Origin of the sequence: Croceivirga sp. JEA036, from assembly GCF_011882165.1 — a bacterium.
Lineage (GTDB): Bacteria > Bacteroidota > Bacteroidia > Flavobacteriales > Flavobacteriaceae > Croceivirga.
The window spans coordinates 221898-239025 of record NZ_JAATON010000004.1; the positions used below are offsets into that span (position 1 = coordinate 221898).

The 17128-nt window shown below is 35.5% G+C and carries 15 protein-coding genes; 6 read left to right on the top strand and 9 right to left on the bottom strand.

The annotated features are described in order from the left end of the window. Positions 1-49: 49 nt before the first annotated feature. The 3 genes from HCO57_RS12285 to HCO57_RS12295 all read left to right on the top strand — a co-directional run bounded on the left by HCO57_RS12285 (position 50) and on the right by HCO57_RS12295 (position 6141). A complete protein-coding gene (locus HCO57_RS12285; protein ID WP_167989261.1) occupies positions 50-3142 on the top strand; it encodes a hypothetical protein in 3093 nt (1030 codons plus the stop codon). Positions 3143-3464: 322 nt separating this feature from the next. Then, positions 3465-4604 (top strand): hypothetical protein, encoded by a 1140-nt coding sequence (locus HCO57_RS12290; RefSeq protein WP_167989262.1) that lies wholly within the window; start codon positions 3465-3467, stop codon positions 4602-4604. Then, complete coding sequence (locus HCO57_RS12295; protein WP_136951112.1) at positions 4597-6141, top strand: cellulase family glycosylhydrolase; 1545 nt, start codon at positions 4597-4599, stop codon at positions 6139-6141. Before HCO57_RS12290 ends, HCO57_RS12295 begins: the two co-directional genes overlap by 8 nt. Before the next feature lie 6 nt (positions 6142-6147). Here the strand turns inward: HCO57_RS12295 and HCO57_RS16595 are convergent, their stop codons facing one another. The 4 genes from HCO57_RS16595 to rho form a co-directional block, all read right to left on the bottom strand. After that, positions 6148-6801: a hypothetical protein gene (locus HCO57_RS16595; protein ID WP_209066157.1), complete on the bottom strand. Its 654-nt coding sequence runs from the start codon at positions 6799-6801 to the stop codon at positions 6148-6150. An 85-nt stretch (positions 6802-6886) separates the two neighbouring features. Continuing rightward, complete coding sequence (locus HCO57_RS12300) at positions 6887-7576, bottom strand: hypothetical protein (protein ID WP_167989263.1); 690 nt, start codon at positions 7574-7576, stop codon at positions 6887-6889. A 9-nt stretch (positions 7577-7585) separates the two neighbouring features. Next, positions 7586-8263, bottom strand: a complete 678-nt coding sequence (locus tag HCO57_RS12305) for a hypothetical protein (RefSeq protein ID WP_167989264.1) — start codon at positions 8261-8263, stop codon at positions 7586-7588. Between the two features lie 128 nt (positions 8264-8391). Beyond that, positions 8392-9999 (bottom strand): transcription termination factor Rho, encoded by a 1608-nt coding sequence (gene rho, locus HCO57_RS12310; protein WP_167989265.1) that lies wholly within the window; start codon positions 9997-9999, stop codon positions 8392-8394. 189 nt (positions 10000-10188) lie between these two features. Here rho and HCO57_RS12315 point away from each other — a divergent pair, with 189 nt between their 5' ends. Further along, positions 10189-10599: a DUF4293 domain-containing protein gene (locus HCO57_RS12315; protein ID WP_136951107.1), complete on the top strand. Its 411-nt coding sequence runs from the start codon at positions 10189-10191 to the stop codon at positions 10597-10599. 61 nt (positions 10600-10660) lie between these two features. Here HCO57_RS12315 and HCO57_RS12320 read toward each other — a convergent pair whose 3' ends face one another. Further along, on the bottom strand, positions 10661-11518 hold the full coding sequence (locus HCO57_RS12320) for a DUF6503 family protein (RefSeq protein ID WP_167989266.1): 858 nt from the start codon (positions 11516-11518) through the stop codon (positions 10661-10663). Between the two features lie 63 nt (positions 11519-11581). Next, positions 11582-12076 (bottom strand): metallophosphoesterase family protein, encoded by a 495-nt coding sequence (locus HCO57_RS12325; RefSeq protein WP_167989267.1) that lies wholly within the window; start codon positions 12074-12076, stop codon positions 11582-11584. Positions 12077-12157: 81 nt separating this feature from the next. On the opposite strand from HCO57_RS12325, the gene truA reads away from it, so the two are divergent. Both truA and HCO57_RS12335 read left to right on the top strand, forming a co-directional pair. Then, on the top strand, positions 12158-12904 hold the full coding sequence (gene truA, locus HCO57_RS12330) for a tRNA pseudouridine(38-40) synthase TruA (RefSeq protein ID WP_167989268.1): 747 nt from the start codon (positions 12158-12160) through the stop codon (positions 12902-12904). Next, positions 12897-14669: an ABC transporter ATP-binding protein gene (locus HCO57_RS12335; RefSeq protein ID WP_167989269.1), complete on the top strand. Its 1773-nt coding sequence runs from the start codon at positions 12897-12899 to the stop codon at positions 14667-14669. The genes truA and HCO57_RS12335 overlap by 8 nt, the downstream gene beginning before the upstream one ends. On the opposite strand, the gene HCO57_RS12340 is transcribed toward HCO57_RS12335, so the two are convergent. From HCO57_RS12340 to folP, 3 genes are read right to left on the bottom strand one after another with little or no spacing between them, the layout of a single operon-like run. Then, positions 14633-15463 carry a DUF3667 domain-containing protein gene (locus HCO57_RS12340; RefSeq protein ID WP_167989270.1) on the bottom strand — a complete coding sequence of 277 codons (831 nt, stop codon included), beginning with the start codon at positions 15461-15463 and terminating at the stop codon, positions 14633-14635. The two genes, HCO57_RS12335 and HCO57_RS12340, sit on opposite strands and share 37 nt — an antisense overlap. After that, positions 15463-16248 carry a diadenylate cyclase CdaA gene (cdaA, locus tag HCO57_RS12345; RefSeq protein ID WP_167989271.1) on the bottom strand — a complete coding sequence of 262 codons (786 nt, stop codon included), beginning with the start codon at positions 16246-16248 and terminating at the stop codon, positions 15463-15465. Before cdaA ends, HCO57_RS12340 begins: the two co-directional genes overlap by 1 nt. 46 nt (positions 16249-16294) lie before the next feature. Further along, positions 16295-17125: a dihydropteroate synthase gene (gene folP, locus HCO57_RS12350; protein WP_167989272.1), complete on the bottom strand. Its 831-nt coding sequence runs from the start codon at positions 17123-17125 to the stop codon at positions 16295-16297. Positions 17126-17128: the final 3 nt, after the last annotated feature.

Sequence of the window (17128 nt, forward strand, 5' to 3'; positions counted from 1 at the left end):
AGAAATTAGATTTATCCTATTTCTAAATATTTTAGCGTTTTAATAGGTAATGCGTATAACAACAAATAAATATCTGGTAGCAGCCTTAATTTTGGCACTAATATTCCATGGGGCAGGAGTTTTCTTTACTATAGAGAAGACTTACGATGCATTGATACACTTATTCTTTGCAGATCACTATGCAAATAGTTGGTGGGATCCATGGGAGCCACGTTGGTATACCGGTTTTTCTGTAATGACTTATCCTCCTTTGGTGCATCAACTTATTGCGCTGTTTTCTTATATTGGAGGGTTAAAGTTTGGGTTATTTGTTTGCTGTTTTGTTGCTATAACACTTTTTACTACTGGCGCCTACCGATACGGTAAGATGATGACTGGTAACAGAGATATAGCAGGATTTACAGCTTTAATTGCTGTTTTTTCTTCTTCATTTATAGAAACATTGCATGTGTTTGGGCAGTTGCCAAGTCTTTTTGGGGTATCTATGCTAATGCACGCTATGCCAGAAGTATATAAATACATAAAAACAGGTAAGGGTAAGTATTACTTGGTTTGCATGTCCATGATGGCATTTACAATTACATCGCACCACGTAACACCCCTGTTTGGCATGGTATTTTTTATAGCTCCTTTAATGGGTACGGTGGTGATGGATGTAGCTTCAGAACGGGCTGGTAGTTTTAAGGCTGTACGGTTACGCCATTTTATGGAAGCGTTAAAACCATGTTTGCCACGTATTGTCATATTTGGTTTAAGTGTAGTATTCTGTTTAGTAATGTTGATTTTACCCTATTGGATAACTACGCATAATGAGCCAATTACTCAGGTTCCTATACCGCATGGTTCTAGGGATAGTTTTTTAGAGGTGACTTCTTCTGGATTGGCATTCTTTATTATTCCGTGGGGTTTCATGATGTTTATTTTTCCCTACTTCTATTATCGTTTCTTTTCTAAACGATTTATTTTCTTTGGGTTGTCTTTTGCTATGTTATCCTTATTAGGAACAGGGGGTACCACACCTTTACCTAGATTATTATTAGGAGATACAGCGTTTAATATTTTAACCTTAGACCGTTTTACACTTTGGGGCTCTATAATGGCTCTACCATTTTATGGTGAGTTTTTATATCGTTTTGCGCATACAGATTTAAAAGCTTTTATACAGAAAAAATTAGGTTCTGTAACCCACAGGGCAATGGGAGCTGTGGTTGGTTTTCTGATTATTTTCAACGCGGTTTCTATAGTTAATTTGGGATATTTTAAACCATTGCAACCTCAGAAAATAAATATGCAGCCTATCATCAACTTCTTGCAAGCAGATGAACATTACAAGTGGCGGTATTTAACATTAGGTTTTGGAGACCAAATGGCTTGGCTTTCTGCCAATACAAATGCTTTACAAATAGATGGTAATTACCATTCTGCAAGACGATTGCCGGAGTTGACAACCAGAGCAGTGGAACGCTTAGAAAATGCTAAGTTTTTAGGCGTAGAGGGTTTGGGCTCGCTACAGCAGTTTTTAACAGTGCCAGATAAGTATAATATTAAGTTCATATTTTCTAATGACAAGTTTTATGATCCAATTTTATATTTCTGCGGTTGGGAACGAATAAAGCCATTGGCCAATGGTATTGCGGTCTGGCAGCGTCTGGGAATAAAACCAATACCTGAGATAAAGCCGTATAAAGACTACCCTAGATATCAAAGACTTATGTGGGGTATTATACCTGTTTCTACGGTGTTGATTGCTTTATTTGTAAACATTAGGTTAATTGTTATTTCGGCATTTAAGCTTAAAAAAACGGAACCCGCAGCGTACGAAAAATTCCGTACCGTAACTTTTGGATTTAAGCCAAAATTAGCGGGTATTATGGCAGGGTGGTTTGTTTTTACCTTAGGGTGTATCTTCTATATTATTTATTTCTTCTTTATTCAAAGTCAAGAACAAATTTCTCCGGAAAATGTAATTTTAGCCTACCATGATGATTTGGATTTTAAGCGATTTAAAAAAGCGCATAGTTATTATGATGAGGACTATGGTAAGACCTTTGACCAATTTATGCTGGAAACCTCTGTAAGTGATGGTCTTTTAAATTCTTACGGAAAACTTAATGGAATTGAGTTTGATATTTTTGACCGAACGGAAAATCATGCCAAGGCTAGGGTATATACAGAATTTATTACGCCGCTCACTTATGTTTTAGATACCACGGTGTATGAGCTAAATAAAAAGAAAGACAATAAATGGTACATAGTACCAGATGTTTTTGATGTTGATGTGCCCAATGAGCAACTTTATTCTGTAAGTGAGCCTAAGTATAAAAATCACGGAAGGCGTAGAGTGACAACCCAACAAACTTTTCATGAAGATATTGTTCCTCAGCCTGTTGTAGAGGTTTTAGAAGCCAAGCTTATAGAAAGTGATAATCAGTTTTACATTATTGGCAGACTACAAAATATAGACAATCTACCCGCAGACATTAACGTAAAGTCTACTATTTATACCAAGGATTACAAAGAAATGGGAGTATATAATGCTCAGAATTTTGTAAAACACAAGTTGCTACCAAAAGAACATTCGGCTTTTAAAATTCACTTTGAAGCCGTGGCATGGCAAAAGATAAAAGATAGCATGCCACAGGTGTTTGACCCAGATACGTTTACACCTATGGTATGGCAAGAATATCCTCAGATTTTTGATTTACAAATATCTGCCAATGGTTCTAGTCAAGATTTGTATAGAGAAGTTACGTTGAATGATGTACAAATAGAGGACGATAGGGTAACAGGCTATCTCTACAATTACGGAATTTCTGATGTTACCATTCCACAGCTCATAATTTCTTACTACAATGATGATAACGAGTTGGTTTGGGTAGATGAAGATATAGTGATGCAAACCATACGCCCACAGCGTAAAAGCCCTTTTGAATTTAAGTTGAAAAAATTTCCATGTTACTTTAATTATCACCAAGAAAAGGATTCTTGGTTTGTAAATGGATTGCCTAATGACGATATAAAGCAGAAATATTTGGAGCACCGTAAACCAGAATTGTTTTACACAGATTTGATTCCTGTAGACGGTGATATTTACTCCTACATCAAAATAGAAATCAACAATTATATAGGGTCTCCAGATTAAAAGAATGCTAAAAAAGCTGTTTACATATTTTAAAAAGCTACTGCTTTTCTTTTTGGTGCCTATCCAAAAAAAAATTAGGAAATGGTACCGTAAGGGATGGTTATTTTGGCCACTTAAATTTGTATGGGTTAACCTAAAGTACATTAAAAGAATATGGATTTTTCCTTATTCAGATTATAAAAAGTTAAGGCCGTTTAGTAGAATTTTTGGTATAGCAAGTCCAATAATAGTATTACTTTTTCTCTTACTAATAACCAAAACAATTACCAAAACAGACCTAGTTACTTATAGAGAAAAAGTATATGCAACTTATAATTGTGAGGTGCAATCAAATCATTCAGAAGTATTCATAGCTGGTCAAAAGATTAGTTTGGAGTACTTAGTGCCTTGTTATCCTAATGTTGATTTAATGGCTGTTGCGCACACCTCTTATGGACCAGTAGTCTTAACAGAAAAAATAATCAATGGTAAAGTGAATTTTACCTTGCCAGATAACGTAGCAGAAAAGATAGGGGTAGTACAACTTACCTTAACTTATGGGGAAAAGGTGATTTATACAGATGCAATAAATGTCACTACAGCAACGGAGAAAATAGATTTTATAGAATCTTATTTTGGGCCTAGAATTATTTTGGCAGGCGGTAGAGATTTTACGATGCTAACTGTGGTTCCTGTAGACGATTATGATAATCCTATGCCAGATAAAACAGAAATTACTGTAAACGAAAATTTTAAAGAAACACAAAGCGTTCACGAGTTGCAAACAAAAGATTATGTGGCGTACAAACGGTTTTATTCTTACACGCAAACGGGTAAAATTACAGTGTCCATGACCAGTGAAAATGGAGTGACCACTAAAGAGAAAACTACGGATGTATATCCTTTTTCTCCAGACGACTTTACAATTTATCAATCTAAAGAACACGGATATGCAGATGGTAATGAGGTGGTTACTTTAAAAACGGAACGCCTTCTAGATATTTATGGCAATGAATTGCAAAATGGAACTATTGTCCGTTTTTTAATTACTACAGACTCAGGAAAAAAGCTCTCCGCTTTTGCTAAAACCGTAAAAGGGGTTGCAACTACAAAGATTCAGCATCCTGTTCAGGCTGTTAATTGGTCGGTGCAGGCATTCGTTCCAGGTCTTGCAAAAAGCAATTTGCTAGAAATTTCTTTTAAAAATATAACACAAGATTTTCCTGTAGCTTTTGTAAATAAGGACCGTAAAATAATAGTAGGGCCTATTACAAGTTATATGGGGCAACTGGTCCCAAATGGTACAGAGGTAGTGCTAACCATAATAAGCAATGGTAAGGAAAAAGAAGTTGTACAATATACCGTTGGTGGTACTACGGAGTTTATCCTAAGGGATTTTTATTATCCGTCAGGAAAATATCAATTTAAACTGGCCTTATTAGGCTTAGAAAAACAGTTTACTAAGACATTAACAGATGAGTAGGTGGGTTTATAGAGTGATCCTAATTGCTATTTTTTTAGCAGCTAATTTCTTTATCGTACGGGGAATAGGGAGTGTATTGGCATTTGTGAAATCTGGGGCAGATAGGGAGCAGATGATGGCAAAAGTGCTAAGGGTCAATGATTACTATAAACCACTGTTTTCTTTTAGTAATGTAGAGAATCCGGGGCGTGAGTTTCTAGAAAAAAATATGGGAGAATTGCAACGGGATTACACCGATTCTTGGTATGTAAGGAATATCAGTTTTTCTGTAAATACAACTAAGGGGATAGCTGATTTTTATACGGATAGTTCCCGTGTAAATCTTTATGATTATATCGATTTAAACAAGAAAAATAATGTTACCGTACACAGTACAACGCTAAGTCATAATATAGATATCAATTTCTTTTCTGCAGATGGTAAATTGGTAGCATTTGACGATAAGGGGGTTAGAGAGGTGCAGCGTATTTTTAAGGGCGATAGTTTAGTAGGGCAACATAAGAGTATCTCTAACTACAAAATAGTAATGCTGTTAGAGGATGGCTTTTGGCGTATTCGCCATATGGTGCGTTCTAACGCTGAAGATACTATTAAAGTTAAGCCAGATAGTATTGTTGCAGATTTGGTTCAACGTAAAGAAAAAAACTTGGTGTATAATGGAGTTCCATTTTATATAAGGGGTATAAATTACTATCCAAAAGACAGTCCATGGGAAATGTTTGGTTCTAAATTTAACGATAGTATTATAGCTCAAGATTTTAAATTGATTCGAGAATTGGGATTCAACACGGCTCGGATATTTGTCAATTTTAATGATTTTGGGAGAGAGAATGTAAATCCTGTTTTGCTAGCGCAGTTAAAAAGAACCTTGGATATCGCAGAAGAAGAGGAAGTAAAGGTGATTGTTACACTTTTTGACTTCTTTGGGAATTACAATATCATTAATTGGTCTTTGACGGAGCAGCACATAAAACAAATTGTAGCACCATTAAAAAAACACAAAGCTATTTTGGCTTGGGATGTAAAAAATGAGGCAGATTTAGATATGCAAGTCCATTCTGAGGCAGAAGTAAAATCTTGGCTAGAATTTGCCATGGAACGTATTAAATATTATGACCCCAATCACTTATTAACCATAGGCTGGTTGCATCCACATCCCTTTTTAGCAAAGGATAGCCCTACAGATTTTTTAACGTTTCACTTTTACCAAGATTTAGACCGTTTTGCAGGAGAGTACAACAAATGGCAAAGCCATACGGATAAACCTGTAGTGGTAGGAGAATTTGGGCTGCATACTTGGAAAAAGGCATTTTTTGGTAACTCAGAAAACAAACAGAAGGCACATTACAAGTATATTTTGGATAAAGTGAGAGAGCAAGAGCAGCATTTTATTGCCTGGACGTTGTATGATTTTAAAGAATTACCTCCTGCTATTTTTGGTAAAAAACCATGGGTTACAATACCACAAAAACATATGGGAGTTCTTAATTACGAGGGTGAGCCAAAAAAAGTAATGCAGGTTATTTCTTCTAATTAAAAAAGATTAGGCAAAAGCCCATCTTCTAGATGTTAAAAAACCTATGGTAAAAATACCATAGACAGTACTGGTGACTAAGAATAAAATATCTCTTAAATATAATGCTTGGTAAACTTCTGGATAAAGATTGCTTGTTAGCATAAAGATGGGTAAATAAAGATTAGATAATACCATTCCTATGCTAAAATAACATAAGAGATTATAGCGGTAAGCTCTGTGTTGATGTTTACGAAGCTGTAAAAAGTATAGTACAATAAGTAGCACCACTAAAAAAGCTCCAATGCTATTACTGACATAGAAGTTCTGATAAAAAACGTTTTTTAAAAAGTAGGAAACTCCAAAAACCAACCAAACTATAATACAAGCAATTTTACACATCCATTTCTGTAGCTTAGCTTTAAAAACCTTATGGTAAACACTAATACAGTAAGAGAAAAATATTAGTGAGTAAAGCGTGTAAATAGCGGTATTGTGGGTGTGGTATTTTATTTCTTTTACCAGGCTAAATTCTGGAAATTTAATAATAAGAAACCCTAGTAATTCATTTAAGAAGGTATAAGCAATTAAGATAGGAAAGTATGCCAAGTAGGTGTCAGAATAACGTTTGTAGGTTATAAGGCTTACTATTAATGTTATAAAATAAACAATAAGAATAGTCACAGTTGGTTTTTAGTCATTGCTCGAATTGTGGCGGCAAAAATAAGGAAAACTCAACAAGTGTTAAAAGTGTCTTGAAATGAGAAAGTTATCTAAATGCACGTCTTGTGCTTAGCATAAACCCAATACTAAATAAAGAATACATAAGTATAATTAGTAAGCGTAAAACTGTTCTTAAGTGTAATAAATACCATAAGTCTACATTTACAAAACCAATAATTAATATGATGGGAAAAAAGGTATGAAAAATAAATAACCCTAAACTAATCCAAGACATTAGGTTTAGTTTTTCTATGAGCCAAGGTCTATATTCTTTTGGGTCTAATTTGTACAAAACAATAACAACGAGTAGGCCATAAGAACCGATTGCATTGGCAGCATAAAGTAAATACGTCAGTGGATTGGTAAACATAGAATTTACCAAGAAAGCTAACACTACTAAAAAATAGAGGTATTTAATTATTTTTCTGTAGCTAACTTTATGTACAAGACGGTAATAGACAAAAAAGAAATAGCTGTAAAAAATAATTAGAAAAATGTTGTAGATAATATCATTAGCGCTACTCAATGATAGGTTAGTGAATAATAGAAAGTTTTCATTGTATCTAATAAAATAACCTAATAGTTCATTAAGAAAAGTATAAGCAATAAGCATTGGAAAATATTTTAAAACAGTATCAAAATATTTTCTGTAGGTAATTAAACTTATGATAAGAGTCACCAAGTATATTATAATACTATAGTGACCCTTAATAATTGTGGTTATTTCTTGTAGCATTTTTGGTGATTACTGAAAATCAGGTCTTGGCGGTGGCCCACCTTCACCAACATTTAAAATTAAACTTTGACTTTGTGGTGGTGCGGGAGCAAAAGACGGTAATAAGGATGCTTTTTGTTGTGGCGTATCTTGGTCACTTGCAAAAAAATCTCTGATAAGCATTGCTTTTCCTAGGTCTCCTATAAAAATACCACCGTAACCTTCTGCTGTTTTAGCAGCTGGTACAAAAAATACGGTATTTCTTTTTTTCTTTTTCCAGCTCTCTTTGTTTTTTCCGTAGTTACCCAGATAAACTCTAAGACTGTCTACTTGCGTACCTCCTTTTTTTCCCTCTTGCTCCACAAAGGCTATATACTCCTTTAGTACATTAATATCAAACGTTACAAAACGTGTGGGTACAAATTCTTTTTCTTCCGCAGCTTGTTCTGCTAATTCCATTTTTAATATGGCATTGGCTCGGCGTTCAGTATAATTAGTAAAAAGTTGGTCTGCTTCTTCTATACTTATAATTTGTTTAGGGGCAGAAACCATTTTAGTAGTGGGTTCTTGTTCGGTAATCTTTTCTTGTTCCGGAGTTTTTTCTTTTTTGGGAGTTTCTGCGCAGCTTGCTACAAATAGCATAGCTAAAAACAGGGTGCCCCATGTAGTAGTTAAACCGCCATTTAGGTGTTTGCGTGTTGTTTTCATAGGTTATAAATGTGATTAGTATTAATGGGGAACGGTTGTAAATATAAATGAATTCTTCATAAAATGGCATTAAAAAACCCCTTTGAAATTATTCAAAGGGGTTCACAATCATATTCTTATACAAGTAACTACTCATTCATGGTGAGTAGAAACTCGTCGTTGTTCTTAGTTTGTTTAATACGCTGCTCCATAAACTCCATAGCTTCTACAGGGTTCATATCTGCAAGATATTTTCTTAAAATCCACATACGTTGAATGGTGTTGTCATCTAACAATATATCGTCTCTTCTTGTAGAAGAAGAAATAAGGTCAATAGCAGGGAATATTCTTCTATTAGATATTCTTCTATCTAACTGTAATTCCATATTACCAGTACCTTTAAACTCTTCAAATATAACCTCGTCCATTTTAGAACCAGTTTCTGTAAGAGCCGTTGCAATAATGGATAAAGAACCACCATTTTCTATGTTACGTGCTGCCCCAAAGAAACGTTTAGGCTTATGCAGCGCATTAGCATCTACACCCCCACTCAACACCTTACCAGAGGCAGGTTGCACTGTATTGTAAGCCCTAGCTAAACGCGTAATAGAATCTAACAGGATAACTACGTCATGGCCGCATTCTACTAATCTCTTGGCTTTTTCTAGAACTATATTTGCAACGCGTACGTGTTCTGTTGCTTCTTTATCAAAGGTAGAAGCGACAACTTCACCGCGCACGTTACGTTGCATATCTGTAACTTCTTCTGGGCGTTCATCTATTAAAAGAATAATTTGGTATACCTCTGGATGATTTGCTGCAATTGCATTGGCAATATCTTTCAGTAACATAGTCTTACCCGTCTTTGGTTGGGATACTATCATGCCACGTTGTCCTTTACCAATAGGTGAAAACAAATCCATTACACGAGTAGAAATGGTACTCTGCCTATCTGCAATATTAAATTTTTCCTTTGGAAAGAGCGGTGTTAGGTGTTCAAAAGAAACACGGTCACGAACCACTTGCGGGTCTAGCCCATTAATTTTATTTACTTTAATTAAAGGGAAATATTTTTCTCCTTCTTTAGGAGGTCTAATATTGCCCAATACCGTATCGCCAGTTTTTAAACCAAATAAACGAATCTGACTTTGAGAAACATAAATATCGTCTGGTGAAGAAAGATAATTGTAATCAGAAGAGCGCAAAAAGCCATAACCGTCTTGCATAATATCTAGAACACCTTCGCTTTCAATAATGCTATCGAACTCAAATTCTGGTTCCTTATAACGGTTTTTTAAGTCCTTATCAAAATTGCTGTTGCGCTTATCTTGATGGTTTCTTTGGTTATTGTTATTCTGATTGTTGTTTCTTCTGTTGTTATTATTCTGAGGCTTATTATTGCCTTTGTGTTGTCTGGTATTCTCCTTAGCAGGAGCCTCTTGCTTTTCTGCGGTTTTAGCAGCAGGTTTTTCGGTTTTAGTATCCTTTTCCTTACTGTCTTCCTTAGTAGCAGGAGTTTCTTCTTTTTGCGCTATTTCTTTTTTTGGGGCTCTAGGCCTTCTAGCTCTTTTTGGCTTTTCCTCTGTTTCTATCACAGTACTTTCTTTTACTGCGGCAGGGTTAGCGGCCTGTAAATCTAGTATCTGATATACTAAATCTAATTTTTTTAGCGACTTGAACTTAGGAACATTCAATTCTTTAGCAATTTCCTGTAGTTCAGGAAGTTTCTTTGCCTTTAAGTCGGAAATCTCGAACATTAAATAATCAATAAATTAAACTTGAATATGATGGTTTGTGGTAAAACTTTAGTTGCTTTTACGGTTGGGAAAGTATTCCCTGGGCAAGTGTTCTAACTAAATAACATTGCAAGTATACAAAATAAATTTTAAGAACTCCTGTTATTTGTCAAAAAGAGATGTAATTTTGCAAGCCTATAAAAACTAAGAATGATTCAACGCATACAAACACTTTATTTAGTAGTAGTGATTCTACTTTCTGCAGTGGTGCCGTTTTTTGTAAACCTTTGGGTAGAAACAGAAAATGGAGAAGTGTTTGCACAGCAAGATGTTCTTATTTCTAGTGTATTTTATGGTGTGGCTGTTTTAGCTGCCGTAGCTATATTGTTGTTCAAAAAACGACAAAATCAATTTGTTGTAAATCGTTTGAACTTAGTATTGAATCTTTTTTTACTAGGATTTTTCGTTTACCGATCGCTAAACTTATCCGGAGAAACGGCGGTTTCTGAGAAGGGTATTGGGATGCTGATTCCTGTATTTTCTATCGTTTTTCTGGTCCTGGCCAACAGGGCCATCAAAAAGGATGAAGATCTTGTAAAATCTGTGGATCGTTTACGTTAGACCTAACATCTTAGTAGTATTAGTGCGTGAGGCCCCTGTTTTAAACAAGGGCCTTTTTTTATTATTGAGTGATGTTTTCTATAGTGTAGCCATTATTAAAGCTTATAGCGCTTAACGTTTGTATAAAAGTAGGTTCATCCGCATACCCTCCATCCGTATTGGGCATAAAATAATCTCTGTGCGTAGCAATCCATTGCCCGTCTATTTGTTCATAACTGTAATTAGTAAGGATTACGGGTTCTGTAATACCTGCAAAGGGTAAAGAGAATTTAAAGCGGTCTATTAAATGAGTTTCTGGATTAACGTATATAAGGTAAATGTCATTCTTGATTTTTCCTGTCAATTTGGGGTCGTATGTTACTTTAAAAACATCATAATTAATGGAGTTATAAGATTCCTTTCCTTGGTGAGAAATTATAGTTCCTGGATTATTTAACTTATATGGCATGGTAAACCAAAAATAATTAGCACGTCTTATAAAGTCAGAAAATGCTATGATTTTTGGGTCCTTTAATACTGTTTTGTTCAAGGTAACCGTAGTGCTATCGCCATTAAACAAATGGACTACCTCTCCTTCTTGTTTAGGGATTATGTTTATCTGATGACGGTTGTATTTACCGTAAGAAATTTCATTGTCAAAAATATAACGTTCTGTAGATACGTCTGCTCTATTTTCTGAGGGAATTTCATAATTATAGGTAAACTGTACGTCTTTCTTAAGCCACAAATTATTCCAACCTCCATGGGCTTCAGCAACAGCTTGTAAAGCCAATTTAGGGTTTTCGGGATTGTATGGTGGTTTTTGTGTAGATACGGTCGTGGCCTTGACCGATTCTGATTTTTTAGGGTTGTTCTCTTGGCAAGACAGGAATACAAAGGATAGTGCTAGTGAGATAGAAAATGCATAATTATGCTTCATGTGCGAATGTTTTTAGGTGAGAGTTTATTTTTAGTTTGATGTTACTTTATCAATGCTTAATAGCTATTTTTTTCCTAATTCTATAGCTTCTAAATTACTTATGTTGTCTTTGTCTATAGTAAAACGAAGCATGGTTCTTACTTGGTGAAATCCATGTTTGCCACACGCCCCGGGATTCATATGTAGTAATTCTAGTTTTTTATCGTACATCACTTTAAGAATATGAGAATGGCCGCAAATAAAAAGTTTTGGCGGATTTGCTTGTAATTCTTCCCTTACCCTGATGTTGTATTTGTTAGGATACCCCCCAATATGAGTAATCCACACATCTACACCCTCGCACATAAAACGATTATGTTCCGGAAACTCTTTTTGTATCACATGGTTGTCTATATTGCCATGAACACCGCGTATAGGTTTTAGCGCTGCAAAAGCATCGGTAACGGCTAAATCACCAATATCCCCAGCATGCCAAATTTCGTCTGCTTGTTTTGCGTATTTTAAAATAGTATCATCTAAATGGCTATGGGTATCAGAAAGCAATAAAATTTTTGTCATGCGCTAAAAATATGCTAAAAATTCTAGGGGTTAGGACAGAGCCAAAGGATTAAAGTATCTTTAACGCTTAAATTGAATTTCTTGAGGTATTTTATCGAGTTTTCATATCATGGGGCAGCATATCACGGTTGGCAAAAACAACCAAATGCAGTAACCGTGCAGCAAGTGTTGGAAGAAGGATTGAGTTTGCTAACCCGTCAAAAAATTGAGGTTGTAGGTGCAGGAAGAACGGATGCGGGAGTGCATGCAAAACAAATGTATGCACATTTTGATGTAACAGAACCGTTACTTTTAGATAAGTTAATTTACCGATTGAATGCCTACTTGCCAACAGATATAGCAGTTAAAGATTTGTTTGAAGTTCCAATAGATAGTCATGCCAGATTCGATGCCACAGAACGTAGTTATGAATATTGGGTGGTGCAAGAGAAAAGTCCTTTTTACCAAGATAGTGCACACCAGGTAACATTGCCTTTGAATGTGGTAGCTATGAATATTGCAGCAAAACAGCTTATAGGAAAGAAAGATTTTGAGTGTTTTTCTAAATCCCATACGGATGTAAAAACATTTTTTTGCGATGTTCGCGATGCGGTTTGGGAACAAAAAGAAGATAAGCTAGTTTTTACCATAACCGCAGACCGATTTTTAAGAAATATGGTACGCGCGGTGGTAGGGACACTTTTAGAAATTGGGCTAGGCAAGCGCCCAGCAGATGATATACCACGGGTATTGGCTAGTAAAAATAGGGGAGTGGCAGGCGTATCTGTGCCCGCCAAAGGATTATATTTAACAAGGGTAGTGTATCCAGAATTAAAAATCCATGAGTAAAGAAAAAGAAGCAGGTAAAGCGTTTGATGTTCGTTTGTTTAAACGGGTTTTTGCCTATACCCAACCTTATAGAGGTATATTTTGGGTGGTAGCTATAACAGCTATATTGTTATCAGCTTTTGCAATTTGTACCCCAGTATTGGTAAAACAAGTGGTTAATGATGCCTTGCCAAATACTGACCAAGCCTTGTTAGTGCAATTGGTTTTGCTAATGGTAGCTGTCTTGTTGGGGCAAGTTATTTGCCAATTAGCATTTAATTACTACGCTAATTTACTAGGAGAATCTGTAATTAAAGATTTAAGAATAAAGCTATTTCAAAAAATGATGGCTTTTAAAATGACCTATTTTGATACCTCTTCCATTGGTTTGTTGGTAACTAGAGCGGTTGCAGATATGCAACGAATAGGAGAAATATTTAGCCAAGGTTTTTTTGTTATCGTCGCAGATTTATTAAAGATGCTTACCGCAGCGGGAGTAATGATTTATATGAATTGGCGCCTGGCACTAATTGTCTTTGCAATAATGCCTGTTATTCTAGTGGCAACACGCCTATTTCAAAAAGCGATGAAAGTAGCTTTTATAGAAGTAAGAGCTCAAGTATCTAACCTCAATTCTTTTGTGCAAGAACGCTTGGCAGGGATGAAGATTGTGCAATTGTTTAATCGTGAAGCTATAGAAAAGGAAAAATTTAGAGCTATAAATGAAAAACATCAAAACGCTTGGCTAAAAACGGTATGGTATAACTCTATCTTTTTTCCTGTAGCAGAGATATCGTATTCCGTAGGTATTGGTCTGGTGGTTTATTTTGGTGTGGTACAACGTGTAGAAAGTGCAACTTTAGGAGATACGGGTTCCATCTTTGCTTTCTTCTTTTTGATGGACTTGCTATTTAGGCCACTAAGGCAAATAGCAGATAAATTTAATACGTTACAAATGGGTATGGTTGCAGCCAACCGTGTGTTTAAAATATTAGATACTGATAGCCATATTGCAGATAATGGGATTGAGGAAGTAACGACGGTTAAAGGTGCTATTTCTTTTGACAAGGTACATTTTGGTTACGTGACCAATGAAGAAGTCTTACATGGTATTTCTTTTGATGTAAAAGCAGGGGAAACCGTTGCAATTGTAGGTGCTACGGGTGCTGGTAAGTCCACTATTATCAATTTGCTAAATCGTTTTTACGAAATTAATGCAGGTAAAATTTCAATAGATAATAGAGACATAAAAGATTTTACCTTGAGTTCTCTGCGGTCGCATATTGCTATCGTATTACAAGATGTCTTCCTTTTTGCGGATACCATTAAAAACAACATTGCATTAAGGGATGATAAAGTAACTCTGGATAAAATAGAAAAGGCTGCTAAGGATATAGGAGTACACCAATTTATTAATGAATTACCTGGCGGATATGAGTATAATGTTAAAGAACGGGGAACCATGTTATCTAGTGGGCAACGCCAATTAATTGCATTTTTACGTGCCTATGTAAGTAATCCAAGCATATTAATTTTGGACGAGGCCACGTCTTCTGTAGATACCTATACGGAACAGTTGATACAAGAGGCTACCAATAAAATTACCGAAGGAAGAACATCTATCATTATTGCGCATCGCTTAGCTACCATTAAAAAGGCGGATAAAATAATTGTAATGGATGCTGGTAAAATTATAGAGATGGGTACCCACCAAGAACTATTAGACAAACAAGGGTATTACAGAGACCTTTATGAGGCCCAGTTCATGGCTAAAGAAGCTGTCTGAGACAAATTTTTAAAGGTGTCTGTAAAAGCAAATAGATAAATTGCAATTGCTACGATTATTACCAGATAAAGTGCAAAACCTATGCCTAGGAAGAACATTATCTTTATGAGTAGTTGTTTTCGGTTGAGTTCAAAAACTTGTTTTAGAATATAAGAATAATACCCTACATAGCCTACAATAACTGCATACGTTCCAATATAATACACGGCTTTGGAATTCCAAATAAACGCGATGTAAAGTAAATTTACAATGATGCTAATTTGTGAGTAGCCATAGAGGTTTAACACAAAATGCTCGCTTAGATTCAATTCTTTTCTATTAATAAAAACTAATCTGGAAATTAGAGATATGATTGGAATCATGAGCATGTAAAAAATACTTTGGTATTCTGCTAAGATTTTCTGCCATTTTACCACAGAATCTGTTACAAAAATACCAGCAGGTCCTTCTTGTTGTTTTTCCAAAAGTTCAAATTGGTAGCTCATGGCATTTGGAAAAAACTTATTCTGTAAAAAGAAAAATAATCCTCCAAGGGTTACGGCTATCATAAAATAGCTGATTGGATTCATGTACTTTTTACGGGTGCCTTTTATATAACCAAGAATAACATCTTTTGGGTCGGTAAAAAGGCTGGTAAGTGTGCGTATAAAAGTGTTGTCTAGATTAAAGAAGCATTCAGTAAAATCGTACCATAAATTCCTCATGGTAATTCGGTTTCGTATCACTTTTGCACCGCAGTTAGGGCAAAAACTATAATCTGTTCTTAGTTGGTCTAAACAATTTTTACACTCCATTAAACTAAGTCCTTTTTGATCATTTCAGATAACTCCTCTGTACTTTTGTATAGTATAAATTCGCCATTTTTAATGTAAGAGATCATCCCTGTCTCCTCACTGACAACTAAGCAGATGGCATCTGTTTTTTCTGTAATGCCAATAGCAGCTCGGTGTCTTAATCCAAAACGCAAAGGAATGCTTCGTTCGTTGCTAACGGGTAAGATAACACGTGTAGCGGTAATATAATTTTCTTGTACAATAGCAGCGCCATCATGTAGTGGACTGTTTTTGTAAAAAATACTTTCTAATATAGGTTGGGTGACTTCAATATTCATCTTATCACCTGTACTTTTAATAAAGTCTAGGCTGTTGTTACGTTCTATGACTAAGAGGGCACCTGTTTTACTTATACCCATGTTTTTACAAGCGTCTAAAATAGCATCAACATTAACCTCTGTAGGTAGGGCTTCTTGCTTTAAAAATTTAAAATGCCGAACAAAACTACGTTTAGATGCAAAATTGGTAGAACCTATTAAAAGCAAAAACTTTCTTATCTCTTGCTGAAAAACGATGATAAGTGCTATTAATCCTATATTCATGAAGCCACCTACAATGCTACTAATCATCTGCATTTGCAACAGTTCTGTAAGTTTCCAAAGGGCCCATACTATAACAATACCAATAAAAATGTTTATGGCAACGGTCCCTTTTACAAGCTTGTAAACATAGTACAGTAAAACGGCCACAAGAATAATATCTATGAGGTCGGTAATCTTAAATTCTAGAAAATTTAGAAATTCCAATCGTGCCGTGTTTGTGTAAATTTAAAAAATCTTGCTTAGGAAACCACTATAGGTAGTTTTCTTCTTCGGTATGCAATTTTACACATTCCATAGCTTCTTTTACATCGTGTACACGTAAAATTTTTGCTCCCTGTGCTAAGCAACGCATGTGCAAAGCAGTTGTGCCGTTCAAGGCTGATGCTGGAGACGTATCTAAGGTTTTGTAAATCATAGACTTTCTGCTTATACCTGCCAAAATTGGTCGTTCTAATGCACTTAGTCTGTGCAGTTGAGCTAACAATTCAAAATTTTGTTCTCGTGTTTTTGCAAAACCAAAACCAGGGTCTAGAATTACATCTTTAATAGAAAGTGCTTGAGCTTTTTGTAACACTTCTGAAAAGTAAATGACCACCTCTTTAGTTAGTGCGTTGTAATGCGTTAAGGTTTTCATGGTTTGTGGCGTGCCGCGCATATGCATGGCTATGTATGGCACTTGATAGTCGGCTACTGTAGGCAGCATGTTATCGTCCAATTGACCGGCAGAAATATCATTTATTAACGCTGCCCCAGCATCCAATGCTGCTGCAGCAACTTTTGCTCTAAAGGTATCTATAGAAAGGATGATTTTAGGAAAATGGGTCATTAATTGCTCAACTACAGGTATTAATCGTTGTAATTCTAGAGTTTCACTTACGTCCTTGGCATCTGGTCTAGAGCTATAAGCCCCTACGTCTATAAAAGTGGCTCCATCTTGTAGCATTTTTTCAGTTTGTTCTAGAGCATTTTCCATAGCGTTATACCGTCCTCCATCAAAAAAAGAGTCGGGCGTAAGATTTAATATTCCCATCACTTTAGGGGTGGTTAAATCTATCAGGTTGCCTTTGCAGTTTATGGTCATAAA